Source organism: Mesorhizobium sp. M0060, from assembly GCF_040323155.1.
Lineage (GTDB): Bacteria > Pseudomonadota > Alphaproteobacteria > Rhizobiales > Rhizobiaceae > Mesorhizobium.
In genome coordinates, this window is sequence record NZ_JAMYUP010000005.1 from 86,056 (window position 1) to 110,085 (window position 24,030).

Annotated in this window: 31 protein-coding genes; 19 read left to right on the forward strand and 12 right to left on the reverse strand. The window is 63.5% G+C overall.

Annotation, left to right across the window (positions count from 1 at the left end; translation table 11 throughout):
- Positions 1–106 precede the first annotated feature (106 nt).
- Positions 107–1,546 (reverse strand): LuxR C-terminal-related transcriptional regulator, encoded by a 1,440-nt coding sequence (locus tag NKJ94_RS07445; protein ID WP_352523992.1) that lies wholly within the window; start codon positions 1,544–1,546, stop codon positions 107–109.
- A gap of 130 nt (positions 1,547–1,676) precedes the next feature.
- Between NKJ94_RS07445 and NKJ94_RS07450 the strand changes: the two genes are divergently transcribed.
- The 3 genes from NKJ94_RS07450 (at position 1,677) to NKJ94_RS07460 (ending at position 3,822) form a co-directional block, all read left to right on the forward strand.
- The gene (locus NKJ94_RS07450; RefSeq protein WP_352523993.1) at positions 1,677–2,051 is read left to right on the forward strand and encodes a hypothetical protein; all 375 of its coding nucleotides are present in this window, start codon (positions 1,677–1,679) and stop codon (positions 2,049–2,051) included.
- 52 nt (positions 2,052–2,103) lie between these two features.
- A complete protein-coding gene (locus NKJ94_RS07455) occupies positions 2,104–2,991 on the forward strand; it encodes a DMT family transporter (protein WP_352523994.1) in 888 nt (295 codons plus the stop codon).
- 240 nt (positions 2,992–3,231) lie between these two features.
- On the forward strand, positions 3,232–3,822 hold the full coding sequence (locus NKJ94_RS07460; protein WP_352523995.1) for a DUF922 domain-containing Zn-dependent protease: 591 nt from the start codon (positions 3,232–3,234) through the stop codon (positions 3,820–3,822).
- Between the two features lie 91 nt (positions 3,823–3,913).
- Here NKJ94_RS07460 and NKJ94_RS07465 read toward each other — a convergent pair whose 3' ends face one another.
- Positions 3,914–4,657 (reverse strand): SDR family oxidoreductase, encoded by a 744-nt coding sequence (locus tag NKJ94_RS07465; protein ID WP_352523996.1) that lies wholly within the window; start codon positions 4,655–4,657, stop codon positions 3,914–3,916.
- Positions 4,658–4,979: 322 nt separating this feature from the next.
- Here NKJ94_RS07465 and NKJ94_RS07470 point away from each other — a divergent pair, with 322 nt between their 5' ends.
- The 7 genes from NKJ94_RS07470 to NKJ94_RS07500 all read left to right on the forward strand — a co-directional run bounded on the left by NKJ94_RS07470 (position 4,980) and on the right by NKJ94_RS07500 (position 10,238).
- Positions 4,980–5,603, forward strand: a complete 624-nt coding sequence (locus NKJ94_RS07470; protein ID WP_352523997.1) for an NAD(P)H-dependent oxidoreductase — start codon at positions 4,980–4,982, stop codon at positions 5,601–5,603.
- Positions 5,604–5,734: 131 nt separating this feature from the next.
- Positions 5,735–6,067 (forward strand): ArsR/SmtB family transcription factor, encoded by a 333-nt coding sequence (locus NKJ94_RS07475; protein WP_352523998.1) that lies wholly within the window; start codon positions 5,735–5,737, stop codon positions 6,065–6,067.
- A 4-nt stretch (positions 6,068–6,071) separates the two neighbouring features.
- Positions 6,072–6,770 (forward strand): aquaporin, encoded by a 699-nt coding sequence (locus NKJ94_RS07480; protein ID WP_352523999.1) that lies wholly within the window; start codon positions 6,072–6,074, stop codon positions 6,768–6,770.
- Positions 6,767–7,189, forward strand: coding sequence for an arsenate reductase (glutaredoxin) (arsC, locus tag NKJ94_RS07485; protein WP_352524000.1), 423 nt, complete (start codon positions 6,767–6,769; stop codon positions 7,187–7,189). Before NKJ94_RS07480 ends, arsC begins: the two co-directional genes overlap by 4 nt.
- 69 nt (positions 7,190–7,258) lie before the next feature.
- Positions 7,259–7,591 carry an ArsR/SmtB family transcription factor gene (locus tag NKJ94_RS07490; RefSeq protein ID WP_352524001.1) on the forward strand — a complete coding sequence of 111 codons (333 nt, stop codon included), beginning with the start codon at positions 7,259–7,261 and terminating at the stop codon, positions 7,589–7,591.
- Positions 7,592–7,641: 50 nt separating this feature from the next.
- A complete protein-coding gene (locus tag NKJ94_RS07495; RefSeq protein WP_352524002.1) occupies positions 7,642–9,018 on the forward strand; it encodes an NAD(P)-binding domain-containing protein in 1,377 nt (458 codons plus the stop codon).
- Positions 9,015–10,238: an MFS transporter gene (locus tag NKJ94_RS07500; protein ID WP_352524003.1), complete on the forward strand. Its 1,224-nt coding sequence runs from the start codon at positions 9,015–9,017 to the stop codon at positions 10,236–10,238. The genes NKJ94_RS07495 and NKJ94_RS07500 overlap by 4 nt, the downstream gene beginning before the upstream one ends.
- A 24-nt stretch (positions 10,239–10,262) precedes the next feature.
- Here NKJ94_RS07500 and NKJ94_RS07505 read toward each other — a convergent pair whose 3' ends face one another.
- Positions 10,263–10,487: a hypothetical protein gene (locus NKJ94_RS07505; RefSeq protein WP_352524005.1), complete on the reverse strand. Its 225-nt coding sequence runs from the start codon at positions 10,485–10,487 to the stop codon at positions 10,263–10,265.
- Between the two features lie 230 nt (positions 10,488–10,717).
- Positions 10,718–11,083 (reverse strand): VOC family protein, encoded by a 366-nt coding sequence (locus NKJ94_RS07510; RefSeq protein ID WP_352524006.1) that lies wholly within the window; start codon positions 11,081–11,083, stop codon positions 10,718–10,720.
- 144 nt (positions 11,084–11,227) lie between these two features.
- Between NKJ94_RS07510 and NKJ94_RS07515 the strand changes: the two genes are divergently transcribed.
- Positions 11,228–11,539, forward strand: coding sequence for a hypothetical protein (locus NKJ94_RS07515; RefSeq protein WP_352524007.1), 312 nt, complete (start codon positions 11,228–11,230; stop codon positions 11,537–11,539).
- An 8-nt stretch (positions 11,540–11,547) separates the two neighbouring features.
- Positions 11,548–12,459, forward strand: coding sequence for a sigma-70 family RNA polymerase sigma factor (locus NKJ94_RS07520; protein WP_352524008.1), 912 nt, complete (start codon positions 11,548–11,550; stop codon positions 12,457–12,459).
- A gap of 342 nt (positions 12,460–12,801) precedes the next feature.
- On the opposite strand, the gene NKJ94_RS07525 is transcribed toward NKJ94_RS07520, so the two are convergent.
- Positions 12,802–13,959: a sulfite oxidase gene (locus NKJ94_RS07525; protein WP_352524009.1), complete on the reverse strand. Its 1,158-nt coding sequence runs from the start codon at positions 13,957–13,959 to the stop codon at positions 12,802–12,804.
- 529 nt (positions 13,960–14,488) lie between these two features.
- Between NKJ94_RS07525 and NKJ94_RS07530 the strand changes: the two genes are divergently transcribed.
- Entirely contained in the window at positions 14,489–15,121 is a 633-nt protein-coding gene (locus NKJ94_RS07530) for a DUF1326 domain-containing protein (RefSeq protein WP_352524010.1), read from the forward strand.
- A gap of 8 nt (positions 15,122–15,129) precedes the next feature.
- Positions 15,130–15,993, forward strand: a complete 864-nt coding sequence (locus tag NKJ94_RS07535; protein ID WP_352524012.1) for a DUF2182 domain-containing protein — start codon at positions 15,130–15,132, stop codon at positions 15,991–15,993.
- A 93-nt stretch (positions 15,994–16,086) separates the two neighbouring features.
- Here NKJ94_RS07535 and dinB read toward each other — a convergent pair whose 3' ends face one another.
- From dinB to NKJ94_RS07555, 4 genes are all read right to left on the reverse strand, one after another.
- Positions 16,087–17,328: a DNA polymerase IV gene (gene dinB, locus NKJ94_RS07540; protein WP_352524013.1), complete on the reverse strand. Its 1,242-nt coding sequence runs from the start codon at positions 17,326–17,328 to the stop codon at positions 16,087–16,089.
- 155 nt (positions 17,329–17,483) lie between these two features.
- A complete protein-coding gene (ybiA, locus tag NKJ94_RS07545; RefSeq protein WP_352524014.1) occupies positions 17,484–18,032 on the reverse strand; it encodes a riboflavin biosynthesis intermediates N-glycosidase in 549 nt (182 codons plus the stop codon).
- Positions 18,033–18,129: 97 nt separating this feature from the next.
- Positions 18,130–18,588 (reverse strand): GNAT family N-acetyltransferase, encoded by a 459-nt coding sequence (locus NKJ94_RS07550; protein ID WP_352524015.1) that lies wholly within the window; start codon positions 18,586–18,588, stop codon positions 18,130–18,132.
- Between the two features lie 156 nt (positions 18,589–18,744).
- Positions 18,745–19,107 carry a hypothetical protein gene (locus NKJ94_RS07555; RefSeq protein ID WP_352524016.1) on the reverse strand — a complete coding sequence of 121 codons (363 nt, stop codon included), beginning with the start codon at positions 19,105–19,107 and terminating at the stop codon, positions 18,745–18,747.
- Positions 19,108–19,299: 192 nt separating this feature from the next.
- Here NKJ94_RS07555 and NKJ94_RS07560 point away from each other — a divergent pair, with 192 nt between their 5' ends.
- The gene (locus NKJ94_RS07560) at positions 19,300–19,602 is read left to right on the forward strand and encodes a hypothetical protein (protein ID WP_352524017.1); all 303 of its coding nucleotides are present in this window, start codon (positions 19,300–19,302) and stop codon (positions 19,600–19,602) included.
- Positions 19,603–19,827: 225 nt separating this feature from the next.
- Here the strand turns inward: NKJ94_RS07560 and NKJ94_RS07565 are convergent, their stop codons facing one another.
- On the reverse strand, positions 19,828–20,523 hold the full coding sequence (locus tag NKJ94_RS07565; protein ID WP_352524018.1) for an XRE family transcriptional regulator: 696 nt from the start codon (positions 20,521–20,523) through the stop codon (positions 19,828–19,830).
- Positions 20,524–20,605: 82 nt separating this feature from the next.
- On the opposite strand from NKJ94_RS07565, the gene NKJ94_RS07570 reads away from it, so the two are divergent.
- From NKJ94_RS07570 to NKJ94_RS07580, 3 genes are all read left to right on the forward strand, one after another.
- Positions 20,606–21,004, forward strand: coding sequence for a hypothetical protein (locus NKJ94_RS07570; protein ID WP_352524019.1), 399 nt, complete (start codon positions 20,606–20,608; stop codon positions 21,002–21,004).
- Between the two features lie 70 nt (positions 21,005–21,074).
- Positions 21,075–21,695, forward strand: coding sequence for a GcrA cell cycle regulator (locus tag NKJ94_RS07575; RefSeq protein WP_352524020.1), 621 nt, complete (start codon positions 21,075–21,077; stop codon positions 21,693–21,695).
- A gap of 62 nt (positions 21,696–21,757) precedes the next feature.
- On the forward strand, positions 21,758–22,363 hold the full coding sequence (locus tag NKJ94_RS07580) for a DUF6456 domain-containing protein (RefSeq protein ID WP_352524021.1): 606 nt from the start codon (positions 21,758–21,760) through the stop codon (positions 22,361–22,363).
- A gap of 44 nt (positions 22,364–22,407) precedes the next feature.
- On the opposite strand, the gene NKJ94_RS07585 is transcribed toward NKJ94_RS07580, so the two are convergent.
- Together NKJ94_RS07585 and NKJ94_RS07590 are read right to left on the reverse strand one after the other, a co-directional pair.
- On the reverse strand, positions 22,408–22,710 hold the full coding sequence (locus NKJ94_RS07585; protein WP_352524022.1) for a hypothetical protein: 303 nt from the start codon (positions 22,708–22,710) through the stop codon (positions 22,408–22,410).
- Positions 22,711–22,966: 256 nt separating this feature from the next.
- A complete protein-coding gene (locus tag NKJ94_RS07590; protein WP_352524023.1) occupies positions 22,967–23,284 on the reverse strand; it encodes a hypothetical protein in 318 nt (105 codons plus the stop codon).
- Between the two features lie 223 nt (positions 23,285–23,507).
- Here NKJ94_RS07590 and NKJ94_RS07595 point away from each other — a divergent pair, with 223 nt between their 5' ends.
- Positions 23,508–23,777 (forward strand): DUF2285 domain-containing protein, encoded by a 270-nt coding sequence (locus tag NKJ94_RS07595; RefSeq protein ID WP_352524024.1) that lies wholly within the window; start codon positions 23,508–23,510, stop codon positions 23,775–23,777.
- The last annotated feature ends 253 nt before the right edge of the window (positions 23,778–24,030 follow it).

Sequence of the window (24,030 nt, forward strand, 5' to 3'; positions counted from 1 at the left end):
TGCCGGCTGTGTCCACGCAAGGACTGGATGTGGCCTGCATTGGTTGTCCTTTCCCGCAACATCGGCTCACGCCGGCACGGGCTCCGTCGCCATTCATGCGGTGCTGTTAGCCGAGTCTTGCCAGCCTTGCGGCGTCGCGTATGGCCAGCACGGCATCCGGGTTAGTCACGGGATAGGCTGTGATGAAGCGTTCGACCGAAAATTCGGGGAATTCAGCTTTCAAACGGGCGGCAAACCTGGCCGCCTCGCCGGCCTCACCCATAGCCGCATGCGCGAGCGCCAGAAACATCAGCACGTCCGGCGATTCCGGCGAACTCCGGCGGAGCGCCGCAATGGCTTGCCCGTGTCTGCCGGCGGCGAACAGAATGCGGCCCTGCATGCCAAAATACCAGGGCGGGGCCAGCGGATTGAGGCGCATGGCACGTTCCATGAGCGGTATCGCCTCGGCCGGATCGCCAACGACAAGCGCCTTGCTGCCGGCAAGCAGCGGCAGTATGCCGGCATGATTGAAGCCGTATTCGAGAGCGCGCCGGTGCGCGCGCTCAGCTCCTTCGAGGTCGCCAACGCATGCCCTTAGATTGCCAAGGCATGCGTGGGCGCAGCTGTCCGTCGGGTCGAGGCGCAAGGCGTTTTCGGCCGCCGTCCGCCAGTTCTCGATCGCGGTCAACACGTCGTCGCCAAAGCCGTTGCAGGCCTCGATCGAATAGGCATAGGCGAGCTCGGCCCAGCAGTTGGCGAAAGTGGGGTCAAGCTCCAGCGCGCGTAAAAACAGGCGGATCGCCTCCGCATTGCCGGCTCGGCTGAACGTGGTGTGGTGTTCGACGGCAAGCAGATAACAGTCATAGGCGCGCAAGCTGGCTGGCGGCTTGCGGCGAACCGCGTTGCGGCCGACGGTGGCGAGCGTTCCGTAACTGCCGGCGAACACATTGATGATGCTTTCGGTCAGGCTGTCCTGCAACGCGAAAATATCCTCGACGGCGCGGTCGTAGCGCTCTCTCCACAGGCTGACGCCATTACGGGCATCGGCAAGCTCTATCGTCAGGCGAACCCTCTGGTCATCGGCGCGCAACCTGCCCGACACGATATAGGTGACGCCGAGCGCCTTGCCGTCCGCGGCGAAATTGGCCGGTTTGGTGCCTAGCGATTTCATCGTGTGGAAGGCGATGACAGGCAAGCCCGCGTACCGCGCCAGGTCGATAGTGATGTCCGACGACAGCCCGTCGGCAAAGCGTTGCCATACCTCTTCGGAATTCAGGCATTCGATCGGGAATATGGCGAGCACCGGAGAGGCGTCGGACAAAGGCAAAAGCGCTTCCTGCGGCGCACCCGAGGTGGTGGCAAAGTACGTCGCGAGCCCGACCTTGGTCCGTACGCCGAGCTTTTCGTAGATGCTCGCAAGGTGAGTGCGAACAGTGGTCGGGGCAATGAAAAGCGCCGTGCCGATTTCACGGTAAGTCATGCCGGACGCGAATTTTTCCGCAACCGCACGCTCGCGACCCGACAAGGCATCGAGCGCCTGCGCTTTCGAAGCGTCACTGAGCATCATGGTAGAACCCGTCCCCGGTGGAAGAATACTACAAATGCAGGAGGTCGAATACTGCATCTGCCCGATGCCGCCGCTGACGCACAAACTGCAAGGTCGCCTGCAGCAACAGCTATAATCAGGGGAGGCTTCCATGCGTACTGTTTCGACAGTTCTGGCATGCGCGATTTTGAGTGTTTCCGCCGGCCCGTCGCCGTCGCTCGCAGGCGGATGCAGGCAGTTGCTGGAATCGGACGTGAAAATCGCCAGCATGCGCGTCTATGCCGACATCCTGGCCAATGCCGCGCGAAAGGGCTGGAACTACACGCCTGAATCCATTGTCAACGGCTCAAGGCGGCATTTCGAGGAGATGAAGCTCCAATTGGTGGCCGTCGGTTATCAGATCGTCCCGGTCAGCGCGCACCCACACTGCACCCATTCGAACAGGTTGAGCGATAATTCGAGCACGATGTCCGCGCCGAACGCCGACGGAAGCCCAAATCATCGCCCGCGGCACAGCCGAACCTGATCGCTCATCGTGCGCCGAATGCATCCGGCGCAAGCTCTGTCGAGGCGTTGACATGTCAAAGGTGCAGGCCAACTGTCTGCTCCTGCTCGCCGCCGCCTTCTGGGGCTTTGGCAATGTCGCGCAGAAGACCGTGCTGGATCATCTCGATCCGCTCAGCGCCGTGGGCATGCGCTGCCTTATCGCGGGGCTGATGGCCGCGCCGCTGATGCTGCTTGAGCGGGGACGGAAATTTGGAGCCAGCTACCGTGTGAGCCTCATCAAGGTGAGCTTGCTGTTTTCAATTTCCATTGCCATCCAGCAGGCCTCCTATCTCGGCACCTCCGTCACCAATGCGAGCTTCCTGGTGAATACGGCAACCGTAATCACACCGCTCGCCGCCTGGCTCCTGATCGGCGAGCGACCGACTGGAACGGGTGGGTTTGCTGCTGCCATGACACTGGGCGGTGTCCTGCTGCTGTCCGGAGGCTTGGCTGCCGGCTTCAGCCGGGGCGATCTCGCTGCGATTGCTTCGGCCGCGTGTTACGCATTTTGGATGGTGGAGCTTGGCCGCCATGTGAAGACCCACGGTGCGCCAATCACCATGGCTGCCGCTCAATTTCTCGGAGCGGCGATGATCACCCTGCCGCTCGGCGCCTTTCAAGGCAATTTGTCGCTGGCGGCCGTCCGCGAGGCGGGCCCGGAACTCGCGGTGCTCGGCATTTTCTCGACCGGGGCCGCCTTCGGCATCCAGACATTTGCTCAACGTTTCACGTCCGCCAGCCATGCTGCCGTGATCGTCAGCGCAGAGAGCGTATTCGGAGCGATTGGCGCAGCAATATTTCTTGGCGAGCGGCTATCGCCCGTCGGAGCGGTCGGTGCCGCGGCTATATTCGGAGCGATCACCTTGCTGTCGCTATCGGTCGACAAATCCGAAAACCGCAAGCCGGCGGTGGCAGACTGAGAGAACCCGGAGCTTTTCGCATGCCTACTGCAGGGCTGTATTCTATTTCAGCACTTTCAGGACGCGGGAGGCCCGCCGCGGCGATGCTCTCAGGAGACAAACCCGATGAGCTGCCATAACAGTCGTCCCGACAGAAGACCTCCTCGCCAGGATCGATCACAAGATCGAAAATGCTGGCCTAGCGCCGGGATTGCGCATGCGCCTTGCTAAGGGCGGGTGTTGCAGCGTCTTGATGTCGGTATGAAAACAGCCGTTCGACTTTGTCTGCTGCTCGCCTCCCTGCTGACATCGCCGGCGCATGCCGGCTGGCAGGCGGTCGAGAAGGTCGAGACCTATGCCATCTCAGGGCAATCCGGCCCTGAGCTCTACGTTTCGATCGGCGGGCGCGGGCTGCTGCTCGGCGAGCGCCGCGTCATCGCGCATACCAATTTCAAGCTGACCTGGGTCAGGGACTACCAGCCGCAAGGCGATGCCTGCGTGCTGGTATCGGCAAGGCCGAAGCTGATCATCACCTACACCTTGCCGAAGCCGGGCACACGGCTGCCGGGCGTCGTCCAGAAGAACTGGGAGGTTTTCGCTGCCGGCCTAGCCGCCCACGAAAAGATACATGGCGCCATGATCATCGACATGGTGCACAAGATAGAGGCGGCCACCATCGGCCTCACCGTCCCCGATGACCGCGGCTGCAGCAAGATCAGGATCGAAGTGACGAGACGGCTCGCTGGACTCTCGCAGGCGCAACGGCAGGCGGGCCGTGACTTCGACCGGGTTGAATTCGGCCCGGGCGGCAAGTTGCGGCAGCTTGTGTTCACGCTGATGACTGGGGGATGATGCTGCGGGGCGGCAAGGGTTGGCGGGACAGCGCCCCCTCTGTCCTGCCGGACAGAGGGGGCGGCGCAGGGTACCACCTTGTCGGCCAACCTCACGCCTGCTCGGTCGGATAGAGCGTCAGGATGTTGACGTTGACCCTTGGCGGCTGCGTCACCGCATAAAGGATGGCGGCGGCGATGTCCTGGCTTTCCAGCTGCTCCATGTCGCCCAGCCTTTGCTCGACTGCCTGACGCACATCGGCGCGCATATTCTGGGTGAACTCGGTCTTGACGGCGCCCGGCTCTATGCAGGTCACGCGGATGCCGTCCTTGCCGATCTCGCGGCGCAGCGATTCCGCCATTGCGCTCACCGCGTGCTTAGTGCCGGAATAGACCACCGAAGGGTGGATGTAACGGCCGGTGCCGGACGAGACGACGACGATGTGGCCGGCGCCTTGCCGCTGCATCGACGGCAGTGCCGCATGGATCGGATAAAGCAGGCCCAGAATGTTGACGTCGACCATCCGGCGGTACTCTTCCGGCGTCGTGTTGCGGAACGGCGCGGCGACGCCGACGCCGGCAACCGCAAGCAGAATGTCGAGCCGGCCGTACTCCTGCAGGACCCGTTCGACCATGGCCGTGGCTTGCGCTTCGTCGGTGACGTCGGCGACAATCGGCAGAGCCGCGCTGCCGGTCTCACGGATTCGCCTCGCCAGGTCGTCCAGGCGTTCGGCGCGCCGCGCGGCAATCACCAGCGTGGCGCCCTCGGCCGCTAACGCCAAGGCGGTGGCCTCGCCGATGCCTGAGGAGGCACCAGTCACCAAGGCGATCTTGCCGCTCAGTTTTCCTGTCTGCATCTTTTTCTCCTGAGGTTTTGGATACGTCCAGAAGCTAGGTGCGGATGTTCTGGAAGCAATGCTGATGGGCGACCGAAGGACCGGAAGGCTTGCGGGACAGAAGGGGCGGGACAGCGCCCCGGGCGGCCAATGTCTGCGCAATTTCCCTTGAGCGAACGAGCGGGCCTTGACGTGACTGGAGGTGTTGCGTCTTGATGTGGGGCTGCGGGGCTGCTTCGCATGAAAACAGCTGATCGACTACGTCTGCGGGTGGCTTGTTTGCATGCGACGCGCTTGCATGCACCACCGCGATCCTCTTGCGACCGAGCGGTCTGAGCGCAAGATGAAGGTCCTCGTCGTCTATTGCCATCCCTGCACCGACAGCTTCAACGGCGCCGTGCGCGATACGGTGCTGGAGACGCTTGCCGAAAGGGGCCATCAGATCCACCTGCTCGACCTCTATGCGACCGGCTTCGATCCAGTCATGCGCACCGAGGAATGGCGCGGTTACCACGACAAGGCGGCGAACCTGCAACCGGTGCACGAACACGCGCAGGAGCTGCTCTGGGCGGAGGCGGTCGTCTTCATCTATCCGACCTGGTGGTATGGCCTGCCGGCCATGCTGAAAGGCTGGCTGGAGCGCGTGCTGGTGCCGGGCTTCGCTTTCGAGATGCCGACCGCACGACACGGCCCGCGGCCCAAATTGCGGCACATACGCCGGGTGATGGCGATGACCACATGCGGCGCCACGCCGCTGATGTCGTGGATCATGGGACACCCGGGCAGGCGAACCCTGCTGCGCGGCTTCCGCTCCGTCTGCCATCCGCTGTGCCGGACCAAATTCGTGGCGCTCTACCGGATGGACAGCGTCTCGGCGGCCGAGCGTCAGGCGCATCTGCAGCGGGTCAGGAAAGCCGCGGCCAGTCTTGGCCGCGCTGATGCCGTTGCCGCCACGGTGCCTGGCTGATTATGTCGCCAGGCAGGTGAGGGCAGCGCAAACGCCCGGAGTAAGAGGCGAACTCAAATCTAAAGCGATTGCATTGCGTCACCGACACCATGCGCGTTGACTATCTTCGTCATTTCTGGAATCTTGGAAGTATGGATAAGACACTCGCCCTTTCGGCGCTTGCCGCGCTCGGCCAGGAAACCCGGCTGGACGTTTTTCGCCTTTTGGTGCGGGCCGGAGCCGACGGTGTGCCGGCGGGCGAGATCGCCTCGCGGCTCGCCGCGTTTCCCAATACGGTATCGGCTCATCTCAAGATCCTCTCGCATGCCGGCCTGGTACGGACCGAACGGGAGGGCCGCAGCGTGCGCTACTTTGCCGATATGACCGGCTTTCGCGATCTGCTCGCCTACCTCATGGAGGATTGCTGCAATGGCGCACCGGAACTTTGCCAGCCTGTGATCCAGGCCGTGACCTGCAACTGCTAGCGAGATGAGCTCCGGCATCGCCAATCTTTCCCGCCGCCTTGTTGCCGAAGCCCTCGGCACGGCTCTGCTGGTCGCCACCGTTGTCGGTTCCGGCATCATGGCCGACCGGCTGACCGATGACGTCGCCGTCTCCCTGCTCGGCAACACCTTGCCGACCGGGGCGATCCTGATCGTGCTGATCACCATATTCGGGCCGATCTCCGGAGCGCATTTCAACCCGGCGGTGACGCTGGTATTCGCGCTTCGACGTGAAATCGAAACGACCGCAGCGCTTGCTTACGTCGCCGCCCAGATTGCCGGCGGCATCGCTGGAACGTTGCTCGCGCATGCAATGTTCGAATTGCCGATCCTGCAAGTGTCGGCGACGGTGCGGACCGGAAGCGGGCAATGGATTGCGGAACTGGTCGCCGCCTTCGGGCTGGTCTTCACCATCCTTGCCGGCCTACGCTCCCGTCCGGATTCGATCCCTTGGCTGGTCGGGCTCTATATTACCGCCGCCTATTGGTTCACCGCATCGACATCCTTCGCCAATCCGGCCGTCGCCATCGCCCGTGCGTTCTCCAACACTTTTGCCGGGATCCGCCCCGCCGACCTGCCGGGCTTCATCGCCGCCGAGCTTTTGGGCGCATTGCTCGCCATGGCATTGGCAGGGTGGCTGCTCGCCCGACCGAAACCAGTCGGACAGATGAAAGCCGCGCAATGACCATCACCATCTACCACAACCCCGATTGCGGCACCTCGCGCAACACGCTGGCCATCATCAGGCAGTCCGGCGAGGAGCCGGAGGTGATCGAATATCTGAAGAACCCGCCATCGCGGCAAAAACTCGTCGAGCTGATCGCGGCGATGGGCATGACGCCGCGCCAATTGCTGCGCGAGAAGGGCACGCCCTATGGCGAACTCGGCCTGGGCGACCCCAAGTGGAGCGACGACGAGATCCTCGATTTCATGCTGGCGCATCCGATCCTGATCAACCGGCCGATCGTGGTGACGCCGCTCAGCACCATGCTCGCCCGACCCTCCGAAGCCGTGCTCGATATCCTGCCCAATCCGGATATCGGCCCGTTCACCAAGGAGGACGGCGAGGTCGTCATCGACGCCAGCGGCAAGCGCGTCGCCTAGATATCGTCTTATTTCGATCTTTGTCGAAATTCTCTTGACGTGCAGCGATTCTGGAAATAGCTTATTTCCATGAAACTCGAAAAAGCAGCTGCGCAACTTGAAGCCCTCGGCAACCCGACGCGGTTGCAGCTCTACCGCACCCTGGTGCGGGCGGGCGATGAGGGGCTGCCGGTCGGGCGCATCCAGGACAGGCTCGGCATCGCCGCCTCGACGCTGTCGCATCACCTCAAGCGGCTGGTCGACACCGGCCTGGTGACACAGGAGCGCCAGGCGACGACGCTGATCTGCCGGGCCAACTATCCCGCCATGAATGGGCTCATCGGATACCTCGCAGACGAATGCTGCGCCGACGCCACCTGTGCGCCGGCATCGGCGGAAGCGACGGCCAAGACGCCGGCGTGATTTTTTTGGCAGTATAATTCGAAATTACCGGAAGGATCGAAGGTATGGAAATGATCGAAAAACTCCCCGTCGCGGTGATCGGCGCCGGGCCGGTCGGCCTGGCGGCAGCGGTCCACCTCATCGCGCAAGGTATTCCTGTCAAAGTCTACGAAGCCGGCAATGCGGTTGCATCCAACCTCAGGGATTGGGGCCATGTCCGGGTGTTCACGCCCTGGCGCTATTGCGTCGATCAGGCGGCTAGAAACCTGCTCGAGGTGCATGGCTGGCGGATGCCGGAGCCCGAGGCATTCCCGACCGCAAACGACCTCGTCGCGGACTATCTCGAGCCGCTGGCAAAGCTTCCGCAGTTGTCGCCGTCGATCGAAACCGGCGCCCGCGTCGTCGGCATTTCGCGCTGGGGCGCCGACAAAGTGCTGAGCAAGGAACGCGAAAACCGGCCGTTCATGCTGGTGGTCGAAACCGCCAGTGGCACGCGGCGCGACAGCGCCCGCGCCGTCATCGATGCGTCGGGAACCTGGCAAATGCCGAACCCGCTCGGCGCCGGCGGAATTCGTGCCGTAGGCGAAGCGCAATTTGCCGACCGCATCGCCTACGGCATTCCCGACATCCTCGGCCGCGACCGCAGCCTTTATGCCGGCAAGACGACGCTGGTCGCCGGCTCCGGCCATTCAGCCGCCAATGCCTTGCTGGATCTCGCCAGGCTGGCGGATATGGAGCCCGGCACGGTCTTCATCTGGACAACGCGCGGCACCGACCTGGTGCGCATCTATGGCGGCGGCGATGCCGACCAATTGCCGGCACGCGGCGAACTCGGCGTCGAAGTGCGGGAGCTGGTGGAAAGCGGCGGCGTCAGACTGGTGACGGGCTTTGCGGCTGTTTCGATCCGCGATGCCGACGGCCGGTTGGTCGTCGAAGGCCAGACCAAGGACGGCTTGCAGCGAATTGGCCCGGTCGACCGCATCATCGCCGCGACCGGACAGCGCCCCGATCTGTCGCTGACCCGCGAGCTTCGGCTCGAACTCGATCCGTGGCTGGAAAGCGCCAAGGCGCTGGGACCGCTGATCGATCCCAACGAACATTCCTGCGGCGACGTGCCGCCGCACGGCCACCGCGAGCTCAGCCATCCCGAGTATGGGTTCTATACGGTCGGCATCAAGAGCTATGGCCGTGCGCCGACCTTCCTGCTGCTGACCGGCTATGAGCAGGTCCGCTCCGTCGCCGCGGCGATCGCCGGCGACATGGTTGCGGCCGACAATGTCCAGCTCGTGCTGCCGGACACCGGCGTCTGCACCGTGCCGAGGATCGGCATTGCCGACAAGGGTTGCTGCGGCGGTCCGGCGCCGGCGGCTTCGAGCGCCTGCTGTGTCGCCGACGCCGAGGCGAAGGCGGCCGGCAAAGGCGGCTGTGGCTGCAGCGTCGCGGCATGAGCCTTCTGGCGCCTTCGCCCTCCATCCTGCGCAGCCGCGGCGCGATCATCACCGCGCTTGGCCTGACGCAGATCATGGCGTGGGGATCTTCCTACTATCTTCCAGCGGTCATCGCGCCGGCGGTCTCCTCCGATACCGGCTGGCCGCTGGCATGGGTTGTCGGCGGCCTGTCCCTCGGCTTGCTCACGGCAGGATTGATCTCTCCGCGCGTCGGGTCGTCGATCGAGCGGCATGGCGGCCGCAACGTTCTGGCGTTCAGCGCCGCATGCATCGGGCTCGGCCAGATCGGGCTGGCTCTTGCCCCTAATCTTGCGGCCTATATCGCGGCCTGGCTGGTCATCGGACTGGGCATGGGGGCGGGGCTCTACGATGCCGCTTTCGCGACGCTTGGTCGTCACTATGGCCATGGCGCGCGCTCCGCCATCACCACGCTGACGCTGTTCGGCGGTTTTGCCAGCACGATCTGCTGGCCGATTTCGGCCTGGCTTCTTGGGGAGGTCGGCTGGCGCGGCACCTGCCTGGCCTACGCTGTCTTTCAGCTGGTGATTGCGCTTCCGCTCTATCTGGTGATCCTGCCTCGTGAGGCGCCGCAGCCGGCAGTCAAACCGGGATTGAACCAGGCGAAGCCGATCCTCGAAAACAATCCCGATCCGTCGATCATGATCGTGTTGGCCGCCACACTTACGCTTGCGGCGGTGATCTCCTCGACGCTGTCGGTGCATCTGCTCACCATCCTGCAAGGCAGCGGCATGGCGCTGGCCGCGGCCGTCGGGCTCGGCGCGCTGGTCGGCCCGTCCCAGGTGGCGGCGCGCGCGATCGAGATGACCATCGCGCGCCACCACCATCCGATCCTGACCAAGTTCGCCTCGGTTACGTTTGTGGCGATCGGCGTTTCGGCGCTCTGGGCCGGCATGCCGGTCATCCCGCTGGCGCTCGGCTTCTACGGCGCGGGCATCGGCCTCGAATCCATCGCGCGGGGAACGCTGCCGCTCGCGCTGTTCGGCTCGAATGGCTACGCGAGACTGATGGGCCGCCTCGCCATGCCGAGCCTGATCGCCCAGGCGGCGGCACCCTCGGCCGGCGCATTGCTGCTGGAGCGCTTCGGCCCGCACGGGACGTTGGCCGCGCTTTCCGGTCTGGCGCTGGCCAACGTCATCCTCGCATGCGGCTTGGGCTGGCGGATGCTCCGCTGGCGGCAATCGCAGGTTCAAATTCGATAGGATTTCGACCCGCGTTCAACGCCGTCAACTGGAGAGCGGGAGATCTTCCAAGGGATCGACAAGGAAGGATGCGGCAATCAGATCGTCCGCGTCGAGGCGCAGTGAGCCTTTGGCGCCGCCCATGATGGCGGCAACCTTTTGAAACGTCTTGATTTCGTGCTCGGTAATCTGGGCAGTTTGCATTCTGGATTTGAGGTCAGCGACGCGCAGCCCCAAACTGTGGGACATTCCGATTTTACGGTTCGACATGGTAAGATGCTCCTCCCCGGCCCATGTTTGTTTGCCACCCGCCCTTATTCGCATTTCCTCCGCCTGCCTAAATATGAGGCATCGCGAATACAGCGCCCGAACGCCCGATGCAAGGGAAGGTTCCGGCGCGCAGAGGTCACGAAATAATAACACGAAGGAAGCACGGCCGATGGTCCGGCCGAAGGTAGGACTTAGGTAGGACGCCCCGCCGGACAGAGAGCTCCGGTGGCTTATCGGCTGGCGAGGACCATGCGGTTGCCTTCGCTGTCGCGAAACTCTGCCACCGTGCGCCCCGGCTGCCACGGCGCCTCATGCGGTTCGGTGATGATTTCGACGCCGCCCGCCTTCAACGCCGCGCTCATTGCTCCGACATTTTCGTCGACCAGCACCAATACGGGCTCCGCGCCGGGGGCGTCGTCGGTGCGTCTGATGAAATGCAGGTTCGTCACGGCATGCGGAAATGCCAGCTCGATCCAGCGCCAGCCGCCATCGCCCATCTTCTGGTCGGCCAGCACCTGACAGGCGAGATGCCTGGTGTAGAACGCCTTGGCGCGGTCCTGGTCGAATACCGGAAGCTCGGCAAACTGGATATGCATGATCGTCGCTCCTGCTTGATGGCTGCCGCGCAGCCGCCCACGCGGGAATGACGATGCGGGCAACCGAAAAGATTCTTCGGTAATGAGAATCTTTTCAGCGCAGCCGGTCGTCCTTCGTTCATACCAACCAGTCAGGAGACGACGATGAACTACGCACTCATTCGATACGGTGTGAACCAAGCCGACCTGGAAGATAACCGCGCGCTGGTCGAAAAAGTGTTCGAAGCACTGGGCGAGGCGGCACCGCCGACGGTGCGCTATCTCGTGCTCGAGCTGGACGACGGCTCGTTCGTCCACATCGTCGGCCAGGACGGCGATTCGTCGGCGCTGACCGGGCTTGCCGCCTTCAAGGCGTTTGCGGAAAACCACGCCGAACGCCGTTCGACCCCGGCAATGCGATCGCCTGTCAAAGTCATCGGCAATTACCGTATGCTGGCGGATCAGGAAGCCGGGTAGCGCCTGCCATGCCGCTCGCGCAGAAATGGGACGCTACGCCGAAAATGAACAGGGCGACTTTGGAGGCGATGCTCGTCGGGTTGCGGCCAAGGCTGCATCGCTACTGCGCGCGCATGGCCGGCTCGGTGATCGACGGCGAGGATATCGTCCAGGAGGTGCTGATCAAGGCGCTGCAGGCGATCGACGGCGGCGCCATGGTCGAACGGCCGGAGCAATGGCTGTTTCGCATCGCCCACAATGCCGCGCAGGATCATCTGCGGCGGCGCAATCGGGAAAGGTCGCGCATGACCGAGGCCGACATGAGCGTCATCGAGGATCCCTCCGGCAGCGCCGACAGCCGGCTCGCCGCCCAGACCGGCCTGCGCTCCTTCATGCAGCTTTCGGTGCCGCAGCGCAGTGCCGTGATCCTGGTCGACGTGCTCGGCCTCAGCCTGCACGAGACCTGCGAAGTGACCGGCGCGACGCTCGCCGCCACCAAGGCCGCGCTGCATCGCGGGCGGGCGCAGCTCAAGCTGCTGGCGCTGCAGCCCGAGCAGGCGCTCGCGCCGAGGCTCGACGCCGATGACGAGCGCCGGCTGCGGCGCTATGTCGACCTGTTCAACGCGCGCGACTTCGACGCGGTCAGGGCACTGATCGCAGAGGACGTCCGGCTCGATGTCGTCAACCGCGTCCGCCTGCGCGGCAAGGCCCAGGCGTCGACCTATTTCGGCAATTACGATCGTATCAGCGACTGGGCATTGTCGCTCGGCTTCGTCGACGGCAGGCCGGCCATCCTCATCCGCGATCCGCAGGCGGCCGACGGCACCGTGCGCGGCTTCGTGCTGGTTGAATGGGCGGGCGATGAAATCATCCAGATCCGCGACTTCCGCTATGCACCGTGGTGCCTGGTCGATGCGGAAATCAGGGCCGTGGAGAGGTGAGGAGAGCGCTGGAAATGGTGCGGAAATGACGCGCGAAGGCGACATAGCCAAGGTTGCGCTACCGGACAAGTCTGCCATCGCCTCGATCCCCAAGCTGAGGGGCTCCGCTTCCGATTTCGGGAGCGGTATCGTCGCGAAGAGGATCTACGGCCCACACCCGTCATGCGAGCGGCGCCAGCTTTCGGATCAGGCAGCCTCCTCCTGGGTAACCCAGACGCAATTGCCACATGGCAGCAAGTTCTTAGAGCGGTTCCGGTTCTCTTGGACCCGGTAACTCGCTCTACTATCTGTTTTGCCGCATTTATGCGGACGCCAAATGATTCCATTTGGCTGCAAAATGCGCTAGCCGATACGCACGCGGCGCGTCACCTGGCCATTGCTTTCCCAGTATGTGTGTTTCTTGGCAATCAAGGGATCGTCCATCGCCGGTTGAATTTGTCCCGTGGTGCTGACCGCGCGCGAGGTCACCGTGTGTTCTCCAGGAGAGGGATTTGCCCAAGCCAGGGACCAAATCTTCCAGGCGTGTTCTGCCTCCTCACTGTGGTCAATGGTCGCTGGTGCCCAAGGCCCCTGATCGATTTGCACTTCGACCCGGTCGATCGGCGCCCCCCAGGCTGCCCCGACGATGCGGTAATCCGAGTCTTTCCGGGTAACCTTCGCAGGCGCGGACTTTATCAGCGCTCGCCCGACTGAAGTCTCGGCCCATACGGTCTCGCCGTTGTGGTCCTCCTCCCGGATGGTGACATAGTCACGGGCCATCAGAAGGCTCATGAACCGCGTATCGCGAACCTCGATGCGCTTTAGCCACTTGACGTTGGCGATCCCGTACCAGCCTGGAGCAATGAGCCGTACCGGGAAGCCATTGGGCGCTGGCAAGGCGGCTCCATTCATTTCATAGCAGAGGAGATTGTCGGGGTTCATCGCGTCGGCGAGCGACATGCTACGAGCGAAATTCTGCTGCATCTTGACGTCGCGTATCGGGACCTCGCCTGTGTCGGTACCGAAAAAGACGACCTCGATGCCCTTCTCCAGAACACCGGCTTCCTCGAGGATCGGGGCGAGCGGCGTCCCTGCCCAGCGAGCATTGCCGATGCCGCCGGTGAAAAAGGGAAACCCGTGGTTGCCCGAGCATTCCACTGTGAAAACGACCTCCTGCCGCGGTCGCGCCCTGATGTCGGCGAGCGTTAACTCCAAGGGCTTCTTGACCAAGCCTCCGATCTCCATCGACCATGTCTTCTCGTCGATCGTTGGTCGGTTGAAATGCGAGATGCTGAAGAACTTGTCGTTTGGCGTTATCCAGCTGTCCAAATCCTCCCAGACAAGCTGCTTCTGGATACCCACCGGATCGGGATTTTTGGTCGGCTGATCCAGCCACGGAATAACTTCCTCGCTCGGCCGTGTTGGAAAGGCGTAAGCCCGACGCGAGGTATAGAGAGCAGCAATTGCGGCAAGAGCCGCGCTTCCTTGAACAAGAAGTTCTCTGCGCTGAAAATCAGGCATGTTGTTTACCTCCCAGTTGATCCGGAACGGGCCGCAACGTGCCTTAGGCCGCAGCCTGATCACGGATAGACGACACAATGTGAGGCTGCCCACCCGGAAGTATCCGGATAGGTCAGACAATCACCGACGCAAGTCAAGCATGTGAAGCATTGCACGAAACGCTAGCTTGCGTTTCGCACGCTAAGAGTGCGCCTTTGAGAAGGAACTGTCCACAACTTGGACGGGACATGATGATGATTGCAGCATTCCATGCCGATTTCCGGTCCTGCCAAAATCGTTGCTGCTCGGATCGCTGCCGAACGCCCGCTTCTGGGGGCATTTCCGGACCTTCGCGGGTTGCGGTCGGAAAGGCCCGTTCCGACCCAATTTCTGCCGTTCCGATATCGGCCTCGCCATCTCCAGGGCGGATGTTCACCGAATTTCGGCGAGAAACTGCGTTGGCCTGCCGTCTCTTGACGCGACAGGATGGCGGTGCGGCCGGCGCAGGTGTATGATGATGGTCTAATATTTCAAGATCAGGGAGGACAGCATGACATCTTGGGAAATCAAGGGACGCGAACTCGTCAATTGCACCTGCGAATATGGCTGCAACTGTCAATTCAATGCGCTGCCCGACAAAGGCCATTGCCATGCCGTTGCCGGCATCCAGATCGATGAGGGGCATCATGGCGAGACCGGTCTCGATGGCCTCCGGATCGCTGCGATCTTCAAATGGCCTGGCGCGATCCACGAAGGCAACGGCGAAGCCATCGCTTTCGTCGACGAGAACGCAACAGACCGGCAGCGTCAAGCGCTGCTGCGCATCATGACCGGCCAGGACACCGACCCGTTCGCGACGATGTTCGCCGTCTACGCCTCAACCGTGACGAAAATGAAAGATCCGGTTTTCACGAAGATCGATCTCGACCTCGATATCGACGGCCGCAGGGGCCGCATCTTCGTTAAGGACTACATCGAAACGGTAGGTGAACCGATCCGCAACAAGGTGACGGGCGCGGACTCGCGCGCTCAGATCGTGTTGCCGAACGGCTTCGAATATGCGGTCGCCGAGATCGGTAGTGCCTCGAGCACAACCAGCGGGCCGGTTCAGGTGAACACGAAGGACAGTTACGGCCAGTTCGCGCGGCTGCATCTCAACAATCACGGGGTGGTGCGAGCCTGACGCGTCGCATGGACGGCGCGTCGCCACTTGAACGCCTGCTCAGACGCGACCGCGTCCTCACGATTGCGGGAGTGGTGGCGCTGTGCCTGCTGACCTGGCTTTATATCGTCGCCGGTGCAGGCCTCGGCATGAATGCGTGGGAGATGTCGAGGCTCGCGCTATTCCCCCACCAGCAAACTGCCGACGTGACCTCCGACATGCCCGGCATGGACATGAGCGCGATGGCCATGGCGACGGAACCGCGGCTCTGGGGGGCCGCGATCTGGGCGCTGATGATCGCCATGTGGTGGGTCATGATGGTCGCCATGATGTCCCCGAGCGCCGCGCCGACCATCCTGCTCTATGCGCGCGTACATCGCCATGCGCTCGCACAGGATCAGATCCAGGACAAGCTCGCGCCCACCGGCGTATTTATGGCAGGCTACCTCCTGGTCTGGCTGGGGTTCTCCGTCGCGGCAGCCGGGTTGCATTGGCTGCTCGAACGCGAGGCGTTCGTTACCGCGACGATGATGAGTTCGCAGAGCCGCTGGCTTTCAGGCATCGTCCTGATCGCCGCGGGCCTGTATCAGTTCTCGCCGCTCAAGAACGCCTGCCTGTCGCATTGCCGGACACCGACGGCGTTCCTTTCCCGCCAGTGGCGTCCCCACGCACTTGGCGCGCTGCGTTTGGGCGCACTGCACGGGGCGTTTTGCGTCGGATGCTGCTGGATGCTGATGGCGTTGTTGTTCGTGGGTGGCATAATGAATCTGGTGTGGGTTGCCGGGCTCGCTATTCTGGTGATGGTTGAAAAGGTGTTTCCTGCAGGCCGGTGGGTTGGCCGGGCGGCCGGCATCGCCCTGATCGCCTGGGGCAGCGCAACGCTTTTGGTCTGACGACCAGGGCCGCCTCGAACGTCGCGTTTTTGCAGGAACGACGACCGATCGCTTCTGTTGCAAAGTGCATCGCATCGGTCCGGCCAAGCCGCCTCACAATTCCTTTTCGGCCAGTTCGCGAAAGGCGTCGGGAACCGACCGTGACAGTCCGAGCGCGACCGAGGCATAGCCGACCGCCTCCCAGCCGAAGCGGTCGCGGATCTTGTCGATGGCGCGGTCGGCGGTCCAGCGCGCCGCGCCCTTCCTGGTGCCGGGGCGGCGGCGGTCGTCGTCCAGCCCGAGCGGCAGTTCCAGCTGCAGGCCCGGCTGCTTTTCCAGGTGCGAGACGGCGATCGCCAGCAGCGAGATGGTTTTTTCGTGCGGATGGTCGGCCAGCACCTTGCGCACCAGCGCCTCGGCTATCTCGGCCAGCATGGCGGTTGCCGAAATCGGCTGGTTGAGCGTGATCGAGCGCGTCACCGAGCGCAGATCGGCAAAGCGGACGCGAACCGTCACGGTGCGGCCGGGCCGGGATTTCGCCCGCAATCTGGTGGCGACCCTGTCGGCCAGATGCAGCAGCGCCGGCACGAAGACTTCCTCGTCGGCGGGTTTTCGGCCGAGCGCCGATTGCGCGCCGGCCGAGCGCGCCCGGCGCTGCGTCTCGAGCTTGCGCGGATCGCGGTTCCACGCCAGCGCGTTGAGTTTTTCTCCGGCCGCCGGCCCGAGCAGGCGCTCCAGCGCCCCACCGTTGGTCTTCGCCAGCTCGCCGATGGTGTTGACGCCGATGCCGGCCAGCCGCTCCCTGGTGACCGGACCGACACCCCACATTAGCTCGACCGGCAGATCGTGGAGGAATTCCAGCTCGTCGCGCGGATCGACCACCACCAGCCCGTCGGGCTTGGCGACCTGTGAGGCGATCTTGGCCAGATGCTTGGTGCGCGCCACGCCGACCGAGATCGGCAGGCCGAGCTCGGCCCGCACGCGGCGGCGGATCTTGCCGGCGATCTCGGCCGGTGAGCCGAACAGGTGGGTGCAGCCGGCGACGTCGGCAAAGGCCTCGTCGATGGAAATCCGCTCGACCACAGGCGTGAAATCGCCGAGCACCTTGATGGCCGCATCGCCCAGCCGCTGATAGTCCTTGAAATGGCCGCCGACGAAAATCAGCCCGGGGCAGAGCTCCCGCGCACGCCGCCCCGGCATGCCGCCGCGTACGCCGAAGGCCTTGGCTTCATAGGAGGCCGCCAGCACAACGCCGCCGCCGACGGCGATCGGCTTGCCGCGCAGAGCCGGGTCGAGCAATTGTTCGACCGAGGCATAGAAGGCATCCAGATCCGCGTGGAGGATGTTGGCTTCCATCCGGCCCGTTCGCCCGCGGCGGTTCAAACGCCGCATTGTCTAGAGTTTTGAATGGAACATAAAGAGAACGTTGCCGGCGGATTGTCAAGCAGCGCAAAGGCTACCGCCCACCGAGACGCCGGGCGGACGCGCGGCATGCGCGTCGCTCAGTCTGTTCAGCCGCGCAGCCGATCCCTGGCCTGCATCAGCGCGAATCCCAACAGGTTCTCGCCGCGCCACAGCAGCGGGTTCGCGACCCTCTCGTCATCCGCCGCAAGGCCGATGCCCCACACCCGGTCGACAGGGCTTGCCTCGACCAGCACCTTGTCATGCGTCGACAGCAGATATTCGCGCAGCGCCGCGTTCTGCCGGAATTTCTGAAAGCTCCCTTCGGCGACGATGCGGTATTTGTCGGCATCCCATTTGGCCCCATCGAAGCCGCTCACCTGCCGGCCAAGCTGCTTTGCCTGCTTGGGGCTCGCCGCCTTGAGGATTTGCGTTGCCGCCTGAGCATCACCGAACAGACGTGCCTTCTCAGCCATCATCCAATGTTCCGCAGTCGGATAGCTCAGGCCATCGACGATAAAGGGCGCATGCCACCACTGGCTGAAGCACGATGCGGCTATGCGGCCGTCCTTGGACGGCTCATGGCCCCAGAAGAACAGGAACTTCTGCCGGGGCTTTGCGCGAAAGGCTGCTTCAAGCCAGCGTCGGTCGTAAATCATGGAGCGGATGGAGCAGGGCGGAAGGCCGGCTTGTCAATGCTCCATCAGTGGGCCGGCGAAGAAGAGCAGTTGGCGCTGCATGCGATGAAATGCTGACCTACAGCGCCATCTTGTAGCCGAGATGGCTGGCGGTGAAACCGAGGCGCTCGTAGAATGCGTGCGCCTCCCGTCGTTCCTTGTCCGTGGTGAGCTGAATGAAGCTGCAGTCGCGCGAGCGGCACGTTTCAACCGCCCATTCGACCATCAGCTTGCCGATGCCGCGGGAGCGCCATTGCCGGGCGACGCGAACGCCTTCGATCTGCCCGCGCCAGGCGCCTTTCCTCGAAATGCCGGGAGTGAAGCTGAGTTGCAGGGTGCCGATCACTTGCCCGGCCTCGACAGCCACGGCCAACAACTGGTCGGGGTCGGCATCGATCGCCCTGAAGGCATCGAGATAGGAAGGCGCGAGCGGCGTGGACGGGTCTTCCCGGCCCGCGCCGAGGATGTCGTCGGCAAGCATTGCAACGATCGCCGGCAGGTCGGGCGCTTGCGCGCGACGGAATTCGATCTCGCTCATCACGTGGAGACATACGGCGCGGTGTCGGCGATCGCAATGTCCCACTTGAGTCGCAAGCGAACGCCAGCGTCTGATGCAAGCAAGCTCGGCGGGACAGAGGGGGCGCTGTCCCGCCGAGCTTTCAGTGAAAACGAGGTGGCTGGTTCCCGGCCAACGCTACGCCGCCTCCAGCGCCCAAAGGCGGTGGCCGTAGCGGCGGAAGAAGCGGGCGAAGAGGCGCTGCTGCCTGGCCCGGGCGAGGTCGGCGCCGCGCCTTTCCTGCCGCCAGCGCGGCATGTTGCGGAATATCGACAGGAAGCGGGCGGCGTCCTCGATCGCTTCCTCGGCCGACTGCGCCGGGCGGATCGCCACCAGGAACAAAGCGCGGCTCGGCTTCATCCGGTCGATCGCCGCCTTGCGCCGGCGATGGCCCTGGCGCGCCTTGCGAATGCCGTCCTGGCGGATGGCCGCGAAGGCGGCGAGCATGGCCGGGCTGTCGCCAGTATAGCCGCAGGCATGGGCGAACTGGGCTGGGTCCATCGTCGTTCCCTTGCTGCCGGCCGACGGAGCGGCCGCAGTTCTGTTGCTCGCGCCGATTCCAGCTCGCACATCGATATAAGCATAACTCAAATAATATGACAAGTGAAACTTTCACGTCAATGTAAGCGGAACCGACTCGACTCCGCTCCGAAAACCGATAATGTTGCGAACAAAGCAGGAACAAAGATGGGGATGGCTATGGCATTAGCAGGCAAGGAAGCGACGATCGCCGATGTTGTCTCGATTGCCGTCGAGTGCATCGATTGCGGCCGCAACAGGTGGTGGAAGCCGGCCGAGCTCAAGCGGCATGGGGTGAGGCCGGAGACGCCGCTGGCGGCACTTTCGGGGCGCCTGATCTGCAAGGCCTGCCGGGCCGACGGCCTGCCGGGCGCCGCCGTTTCGATCCAGGCAGCCTTCATCGACGACCGGCAGCGGGCCCTGGCCGAGGCGCGGATGCTCAATGGCCGCGAGCCGGAGCAATCGAGGCGGGCTTGAAGGGGAGGGCGGTGTTCTTCCTTCTCTCCTTGTGGGAGAAGGCGGCCGAGCGAAGCTCGGTCGGATGAGGGGTGTTGGACGGATCGCGGAGTTGAAGACGTAAGGATTTAGAATCGTTCGAATATTTTTAACACCTCATTTCTTCCAACACCCCTCATCCGGCTCGGCGCTGCGCGCCGATCCACCTTCTCCCACAAGGGGAGAAGGGCGCGCGCCAGCGCCGCGTCAATACCCCAGCAATTCCTTGAGCGGGATGACGCGGAAGACGTTCTTGATCGCGTAGCGGTTGAAGGTCAGCGTCTTGGGCGGGTTGTATTGCTCGACGATCAGTTCGGCGGCGGTGCGCTTGACCAGCTTCTTGATGAAGGCCTTGCCGTTGTGCTCGTTCTCCTCGGGCAGCGTCTCGATCACCACATGGTCGCCGGGCACGGCCTCGCGGCCGCCGCAATAGATCATCTCGCCGGGCTCGTAGCGCGGCACCATCGAATCGCTCAGCACGTGCAGCGCAAACACGTTGCGCAGATGCCGGATCCCAGGCGGCCGCTGGACATAGCCGGCCGGCTGGCCGTTGAAGGTGAAGTCGCCATCGTCGCCGCCGACGGCGGTGCCGAGAAGCTGGATATCCATCGGCCCGGCGGGCAGGGGGCCGGGATCGGTGACGATCTCGGCATCGGCGACCGGCCCGGAATCTTCGAGGAAGACGACCTCGCCCTTGCCGAGCGCCACCGGGTCGACGCGCAGGAAGGCGGCGGTCTTCAAAAGGTTCTCGGTCTTGGGCAGGTTGCGCCCGGTTTCCCAATTGCCGACGGCAGCGACATCGGTGTCGTTGTGCTCGGCAATGTGGCGCATCACCAGACCGCGCTGCTTGCGCGCCCGGCGGATCGCCGCCCCGACCTTGACCGACAGTGCAGTTTTCACCATGGCTCCATCTGAGGCATAAGATTCGGTTTCGTCTATGCAAGAATCGCTTGTATTACTGTTTGAGTTATGCTCTTATACGGTCATGCACAAGTCGCTTCACCAGCTTTCGGTCCTCGAATCCGCCCTTCAGCGCGCCGGCAGCGCTCGCCTGGAGGCGGTAGCGCAACCGATCGCCAAGGCCATGCATGTGCCAAACCTTTCCCCTCCGTGGCGGCTGTCCTCCTCCCCGGCCGGGACGATGCCCGAGGCTCGCGCCTCGGATCCGGCAGCGCAAGCGGCCGGAACGGCCGGAGCCGTTCCCCTCACGGCTCCGGCCACGAATTACCCGTCGACCAGCAACGCGGATGCCGAGGTTTCCTGGATCCGCACCGTAGACGGCACGGTCATCGCCTTAGACAAGCGGACCGGCAAGGCAGTGTCCGGCGCAACTAGGCAGGCGGCCGAGATGAAGCTCGATCGTAGCAGGCCACGCGAAGGCTGATCGGCTTTCGAGCCTGAGAGCCGGCGAAGCCGGCGCCGCACACAACCACCCTTGCAGGGAATAAAACATCATGGCCGCCCGCTATTCCGCCTCCGAATTGGAACAAATCGAGAACTGGTTGATGAGCGGGCTGTCGGCCGCGAAGATCGCCACCCGGCTGAGTGCGCTGCGCGGCCGCCCGGCCTCGCGCGCGGCCATCATCGGCATCGTCCACCGCACCGCCCGTCTGCGCGCCATCGGCCTTTCCAGATCCAAAGGCTGGTGTGGCGGCCGGCATGGAAAATCGGCGCCAGAGCCGCCGAATCCCGCCGGCCAAGCAGGGGCGGTACCGGCCGAGCATCACTGCCGCCCGGCAAGGCTGTCAGCCAGGCTGGCGCCGCCGGCCTGGCAGCCGGGTTCGACTCGGATCACCGGGTCCGATGGCGAGCCGCTCGAAATGCCGGCGCCGCGCCCGATCGCCGCCGGCGGCCGCCAGCCACATTTCGTCGCCATGCGCTTCATCGATTGCCTGTTCGACCGCTGCCGCGCGCCGCTCGACACGACGCTGCAGGAGGATGCCGAAAACGATGCCCCCGGCAGTCGCCCCGGTTTGGACATGCTGTGCTGCGGGCTGCGCACAAAGCCTTCGAAAAGCTACTGCGCCTATCACGCGGCGCGCTTCCTACGCACGCTGCCGGCCGAAGCGATTTGAGCCCCGCTGGATGACGGAAATTCGCCAGAGCCCGACGACAGAAAACCAGGAGGACCGAGCCGATGAGCAACAAAACCGCGCAAAAAGCCAAAGCCAGGCTGCCGCGATTGCCGAAGGGCGAGGCCGAGCAGGTGCGCATCCGCAAGGAGATCGGCCATGATTTCGCGCTGAAGGAGGACCGGTTCGGCCGCAAGCGGCTGGCCAAAGGAACGCAGGAGGCGGCGCGCCTCTATGAGGTTTCCAATGACGGCCACACCGCGACCGGCGGCATCGTGCGGGTGCGCAATGTCGACCCGCTGACCGGCCTCACCTCGTTGTCGCGCCAGCAGCGCGAGGCAGGCATGCGCTACCGCCAGGATTTCCGCAACTCGTCCGAGGCAACCGCCAAGCCGATGGCCTGGGCCGAGCGCGTCGACGGCGGCCGCACCGGCAGCGGCGTCGCAGAACACATCCTGTCCGCCGGCCGCGACCATGCCCAGGCCACCAAGGCGCTTGCCCACTGGGAGATCGCCGGCATCGTGCAAAAGGTCTGCTGTGCCGACGCAACGGTCAAGAGCCTGGCCGAACTGGCCGGCGAGCCGCGCGACGTGGTGGTGAAGCTACTCAAGATCGGGCTCGACATATTGGCTGTGCATTACGGCATGATGCTGATGCGCAAGCCGAGGTGAGGAGCCCCGCCGATCCGGCCGGCACTACCGGCCGGATCGATCCGTCAACGACGGCAGACACGGATTCTTTCGATAACCCGGTGGTGATGACGCCAGTGCTTGACGACTTCGGTGTAGCAGCGCCGGTGGTACCGGTAGCGCGGCCTGTAGTCCTCGTCGTAGACATCATAGCGGTAACGGGGAACGTACTCATCGTCGTAATCGGAATACCGATGGTGGCGATAATAATAGTCGTCGTCATAGCCGTTGCCGATGCCGATCGTGACGCTGCCGCCGGCATTCGCCGGGCCAATCACGGAAGCCGCCGAGGCGATGGCGATCACCGAGGCAAGCAGGAGCTTCTTCATAGCTACCTCCTTCCTTAACGTCCCTCTAATAGAAAAACCCTTGAGGGGCAGCCTCGTTCCACAAATTTGCAAGATGCCACGAACCGAGAGCCCTAAATTAGCGCAAGCGGGGCGAAAACGCCTCTGGCGGTGCGCCAGGGTGGGGCCGCCGGCGCAACGTGGCCCCTCCTTCCAAGCCTCATGCGGGTTGTGGTCCGCGCCGTATGTATCCCGTCAAGCAGCGACAATCGGGCGCCGTCGCGTTGCCGACGTTTGCCTACAGAATATGGCCCAATTCCAGCAAAACGAAAGCCGTCGCACCCAGCACAATGAGAGCGTAGGCCGCATAAAGAACAAGCAGCATCACTTCAAAGTCTCGGACGAAACCTGCCGTAATTCTGGTCTCCTGAGGCTCTGCTTTCTCGATGCGCTCGGTTTCCGGATGCTCCGCTGCCACGACGATGCAGACAATCCTGTCGTTTTCGGCTGCCTGTAATATCCGTTCGGCCAGATCGACGGCAATCACTGGATCATCGGCCAGCCGATCTCCCGATAGCCAGCTTTCAGTGACAGTCTGGATTTCATCCTTTCTCACGCACGCATAATTGCGCCGATTAAATTAGGTTCCACTAAAATACCTCAAGATTGCGTCGACCCGATCGCGATGTAACGAGGCGTGACCCCTCCTGGGCGGTGAACTCCCGCCTGAGGCCCGCATTTGTCGACTGTCGAGGCGAATCTCGATCGCCGCATCCTCCGATCAAAGGGCGCTGGCGTCTCCATAGGCTGCTACGGTGCGCCATTGCTGGTAGGTCGCAATGCTAAAGCCACTGCCAAACCTTCATATCGCGAACGCGGCGCCGACATCTTCGGTGCCGACCGGGTATGACGAGGATCGTATGCTTACTTATATCCGGCTGCTCGATGCTTCGGCGGAGGGGACCGATTGGCGTGAGGTCGCCCGCATCGTGCTGCACATTGACCCGGAGCAGGAGCCAGAGAGGGCTTTCCGGGCGTGGGCGACACATCTGGCGCGTGCACGATGGATGACTAGGAAGCGGAATGAGGTTCGCGCCGATCGCATATGAGCGGCGCGAATGACGACCTCACATTTAAGCGGAACTGCCGTCCCGGTCTGGCCGTTGAGGGAGGAGACCAACATGGAAAAGCGCCCAATGACTTATTGGCGAGCCAATTCTCTGGAGCTGTGCTGCCTTCTTGCAGTTCCGCTGTCGCTTCTCTTTACCGTTTTCCTCGCGGGTCTTATCCTTAGCTGACCCCCCGCATGGTTGCTTGGCGAGGGAGCCCGCGTCGGTCAAGGTGGCACCAAATCCCGCCTGA

Excerpts from the sequence above, each read along its gene's own strand:
- NKJ94_RS07575 (WP_352524020.1), top strand. The coding sequence starts at position 21,075 with ATGGCCGCCCGCTATTCCGCCTCCGAATTGGAACAAATCGAGAACTGG.
- NKJ94_RS07565 (WP_352524018.1), bottom strand. The coding sequence starts at position 20,523 with ATGGTGAAAACTGCACTGTCGGTCAAGGTCGGGGCGGCGATCCGCCGG.
- NKJ94_RS07490 (WP_352524001.1), top strand. The coding sequence starts at position 7,259 with ATGAAACTCGAAAAAGCAGCTGCGCAACTTGAAGCCCTCGGCAACCCG.
- NKJ94_RS07560 (WP_352524017.1), top strand. The coding sequence starts at position 19,300 with ATGGCTATGGCATTAGCAGGCAAGGAAGCGACGATCGCCGATGTTGTC.
- NKJ94_RS07530 (WP_352524010.1), top strand. The coding sequence starts at position 14,489 with ATGACATCTTGGGAAATCAAGGGACGCGAACTCGTCAATTGCACCTGC.
- NKJ94_RS07595 (WP_352524024.1), top strand. The coding sequence starts at position 23,508 with ATGCTAAAGCCACTGCCAAACCTTCATATCGCGAACGCGGCGCCGACA.
- NKJ94_RS07510 (WP_352524006.1), bottom strand. The coding sequence starts at position 11,083 with ATGCATATCCAGTTTGCCGAGCTTCCGGTATTCGACCAGGACCGCGCC.
- NKJ94_RS07550 (WP_352524015.1), bottom strand. The coding sequence starts at position 18,588 with ATGAGCGAGATCGAATTCCGTCGCGCGCAAGCGCCCGACCTGCCGGCG.
- arsC (WP_352524000.1), top strand. The coding sequence starts at position 6,767 with ATGACCATCACCATCTACCACAACCCCGATTGCGGCACCTCGCGCAAC.
- NKJ94_RS07580 (WP_352524021.1), top strand. The coding sequence starts at position 21,758 with ATGAGCAACAAAACCGCGCAAAAAGCCAAAGCCAGGCTGCCGCGATTG.
- NKJ94_RS07525 (WP_352524009.1), bottom strand. The coding sequence starts at position 13,959 with ATGCCTGATTTTCAGCGCAGAGAACTTCTTGTTCAAGGAAGCGCGGCT.
- NKJ94_RS07555 (WP_352524016.1), bottom strand. The coding sequence starts at position 19,107 with ATGGACCCAGCCCAGTTCGCCCATGCCTGCGGCTATACTGGCGACAGC.
- NKJ94_RS07460 (WP_352523995.1), top strand. The coding sequence starts at position 3,232 with ATGAAAACAGCCGTTCGACTTTGTCTGCTGCTCGCCTCCCTGCTGACA.
- NKJ94_RS07450 (WP_352523993.1), top strand. The coding sequence starts at position 1,677 with ATGCGTACTGTTTCGACAGTTCTGGCATGCGCGATTTTGAGTGTTTCC.
- NKJ94_RS07480 (WP_352523999.1), top strand. The coding sequence starts at position 6,072 with ATGAGCTCCGGCATCGCCAATCTTTCCCGCCGCCTTGTTGCCGAAGCC.
- ybiA (WP_352524014.1), bottom strand. The coding sequence starts at position 18,032 with ATGATTTACGACCGACGCTGGCTTGAAGCAGCCTTTCGCGCAAAGCCC.
- NKJ94_RS07495 (WP_352524002.1), top strand. The coding sequence starts at position 7,642 with ATGATCGAAAAACTCCCCGTCGCGGTGATCGGCGCCGGGCCGGTCGGC.
- NKJ94_RS07470 (WP_352523997.1), top strand. The coding sequence starts at position 4,980 with ATGAAGGTCCTCGTCGTCTATTGCCATCCCTGCACCGACAGCTTCAAC.
- NKJ94_RS07505 (WP_352524005.1), bottom strand. The coding sequence starts at position 10,487 with ATGTCGAACCGTAAAATCGGAATGTCCCACAGTTTGGGGCTGCGCGTC.
- NKJ94_RS07570 (WP_352524019.1), top strand. The coding sequence starts at position 20,606 with ATGCACAAGTCGCTTCACCAGCTTTCGGTCCTCGAATCCGCCCTTCAG.
- NKJ94_RS07500 (WP_352524003.1), top strand. The coding sequence starts at position 9,015 with ATGAGCCTTCTGGCGCCTTCGCCCTCCATCCTGCGCAGCCGCGGCGCG.
- NKJ94_RS07475 (WP_352523998.1), top strand. The coding sequence starts at position 5,735 with ATGGATAAGACACTCGCCCTTTCGGCGCTTGCCGCGCTCGGCCAGGAA.
- NKJ94_RS07515 (WP_352524007.1), top strand. The coding sequence starts at position 11,228 with ATGAACTACGCACTCATTCGATACGGTGTGAACCAAGCCGACCTGGAA.
- NKJ94_RS07535 (WP_352524012.1), top strand. The coding sequence starts at position 15,130 with ATGGACGGCGCGTCGCCACTTGAACGCCTGCTCAGACGCGACCGCGTC.
- NKJ94_RS07520 (WP_352524008.1), top strand. The coding sequence starts at position 11,548 with ATGCCGCTCGCGCAGAAATGGGACGCTACGCCGAAAATGAACAGGGCG.
- NKJ94_RS07465 (WP_352523996.1), bottom strand. The coding sequence starts at position 4,657 with ATGCAGACAGGAAAACTGAGCGGCAAGATCGCCTTGGTGACTGGTGCC.
- dinB (WP_352524013.1), bottom strand. The coding sequence starts at position 17,328 with ATGGAAGCCAACATCCTCCACGCGGATCTGGATGCCTTCTATGCCTCG.
- NKJ94_RS07455 (WP_352523994.1), top strand. The coding sequence starts at position 2,104 with ATGTCAAAGGTGCAGGCCAACTGTCTGCTCCTGCTCGCCGCCGCCTTC.
- NKJ94_RS07585 (WP_352524022.1), bottom strand. The coding sequence starts at position 22,710 with ATGAAGAAGCTCCTGCTTGCCTCGGTGATCGCCATCGCCTCGGCGGCT.
- NKJ94_RS07445 (WP_352523992.1), bottom strand. The coding sequence starts at position 1,546 with ATGATGCTCAGTGACGCTTCGAAAGCGCAGGCGCTCGATGCCTTGTCG.